Origin of the sequence: Streptomyces mexicanus (assembly GCF_902506575.1) — a bacterium.
In the GTDB taxonomy this organism is placed as follows: Bacteria; Actinomycetota; Actinomycetes; order Streptomycetales; family Streptomycetaceae; genus Streptomyces; species Streptomyces mexicanus.
In genome coordinates this window covers 1-1,569 of the sequence record NZ_LR732580.1, presented here as the reverse complement: position 1 = coordinate 1,569, position 1,569 = coordinate 1, and the positions used below count along the sequence as shown (strand labels likewise).

The following is a 1,569-nucleotide window of genomic DNA, read 5'->3' as shown; positions in this document are numbered from 1 at the left end:
GCGTGGGCCTTCCGCACGGCGGGAACGGAGGCCACGGGTCGCTGCCGGCCACCGACACCGCGACCACGCCGCCCGGGCCCGTGGAGGCGTAGGCACACGCGTCCGCCGCGGCCGGTGCGACCGGCACACCCGCGCACGTCCACGCCAGGGCCACCGGCGCCGCCACCCGCAGCGCCAGCCTCAGCCGGGTCTGTTTCGGTCGATGCACGAGCGAGATCATGGGCGCGGCCGGGCCGGGCCACGCCGCGTTGGGCGGCGATTGGTCCGAAGAGGGGAAACGGCGCCTGCGGAGGTTTACCCGGCAGGTTCTCGACGGACCGTCAGCCCGTACCCGTGTGCGAGGCGGCGCGGCGCCGCGAAGGATTCCGCGGCGAGCGTTGAACACGCCCGCCCGCCCCGCGCGTAACCACTGTCGTGCGGCGGCGCAGCAGGGCGCCCCAACGCCCCCGGAATCCATGGGAGTCGATGATGAACACCTCCTGGCGCAGCGCCTCACTGGTGGCGACGGCCGCCGCCGTGCTGGCGCTGACGACGGCGTGCGGTCAGGACGGCACCTCCGCGGCGGGCAGCCGGAACGTGGCGGCGACGGCCGCGGCCGACGGGCGCGGATCGGGCTTCGGCGCCGGTTCCGGCGCGGGCACGCGGACCGGCACGGACCCAGGCACCGCTACGGACCCAGGCACCGGCTCCGGCTCCGGCACGGGCAACGGCTACGGTGCCGACGGTCGGCAGGATCCCGCCGGGGCGGTGCGGCCCGCCGGCCGCCTCGCCGTCGCCGACAACCCCGAGGTGGGCAAGGTCGTGACGGACAGCGCCGGCATGACGCTCTACCGTTTCGACCGCGACACCGCCGAACCCGCGGGGTCGCACTGCGACGGCGACTGCGCCACGACGTGGCCGCCGGTCCCGGCCGGCGACGCCACGGCCGGGACGGGCATCGACCAGGACCTGCTGGGGTCCGTCACCCGCGCCGACGGCACCCGGCAACTGACCGTCGGCGGCTGGCCCGCCTACCGTTACGCCAAGGACACCCGGCCCGGCCAGGTCGCCGGCCAGGGCGTGGGCGGGACCTGGTCCGCCCTGGCGCCCACCGGCAAGAAGGCGTCCCCGGCCAACCTGCCCGGCCTGTCGGTGCGCAGGACCCGCCTGGGGAACGTCGTCGTCGACCGGAACGGCATGACGGTCTACCGCTTCCTGAAGGACAGGGCCTGGCCGAAACCGGTGTCGGCGTGCACCGGTGCCTGCCTCACGAAGTGGCCGGCCGTGGCCCCCGTCGCCGCGGACGACACCGACGGCGTGGTCAGGAAAGGGCTGATGGGCTTCACCCGGCCCGACGGCGTCCGGCAGATGACCGTGGACTGCTGGCCGGTCTACACCTTCTCCGGGGACAAGGCGCCCGGGGACACCGCCGGTCAGGGTGTCGGCGGCACCTGGTACGCCGTGGCTCCCGACGGAAAGGCCCTCGGCGCGCCCAAGAAGTGACGCCTCCGCAGCGCCGCCGAAGTGACCGCTTCCCCGGCGCCCCGGACGTGACCGCCTCCGCACCGCTCCGGACGTAACGACCTCTTC

The 1,569-nt window shown here is 75.5% G+C and carries 1 protein-coding gene and 1 pseudogene; one reads left to right on the top strand and one right to left on the bottom strand.

Annotated features, from left to right (window positions below):
• Positions 1-208 (bottom strand): annotated as a pseudogene (locus tag GV126_RS36930) (hypothetical protein); the annotation flags it as partial.
• Positions 209-468: 260 nt separating this feature from the next.
• On the opposite strand from GV126_RS36930, the gene GV126_RS32610 reads away from it, so the two are divergent.
• On the top strand, positions 469-1,482 hold the full coding sequence (locus GV126_RS32610) for an SCO0930 family lipoprotein (protein WP_159674594.1): 1,014 nt from the start codon (positions 469-471) through the stop codon (positions 1,480-1,482).
• Positions 1,483-1,569 lie beyond the last annotated feature (87 nt).

Bases quoted from the DNA above. Each gene is read 5' to 3' on its own strand.
- GV126_RS32610 (WP_159674594.1), top strand. From the start codon at position 469: ATGAACACCTCCTGGCGCAGCGCCTCACTGGTGGCGACGGCCGCCGCC.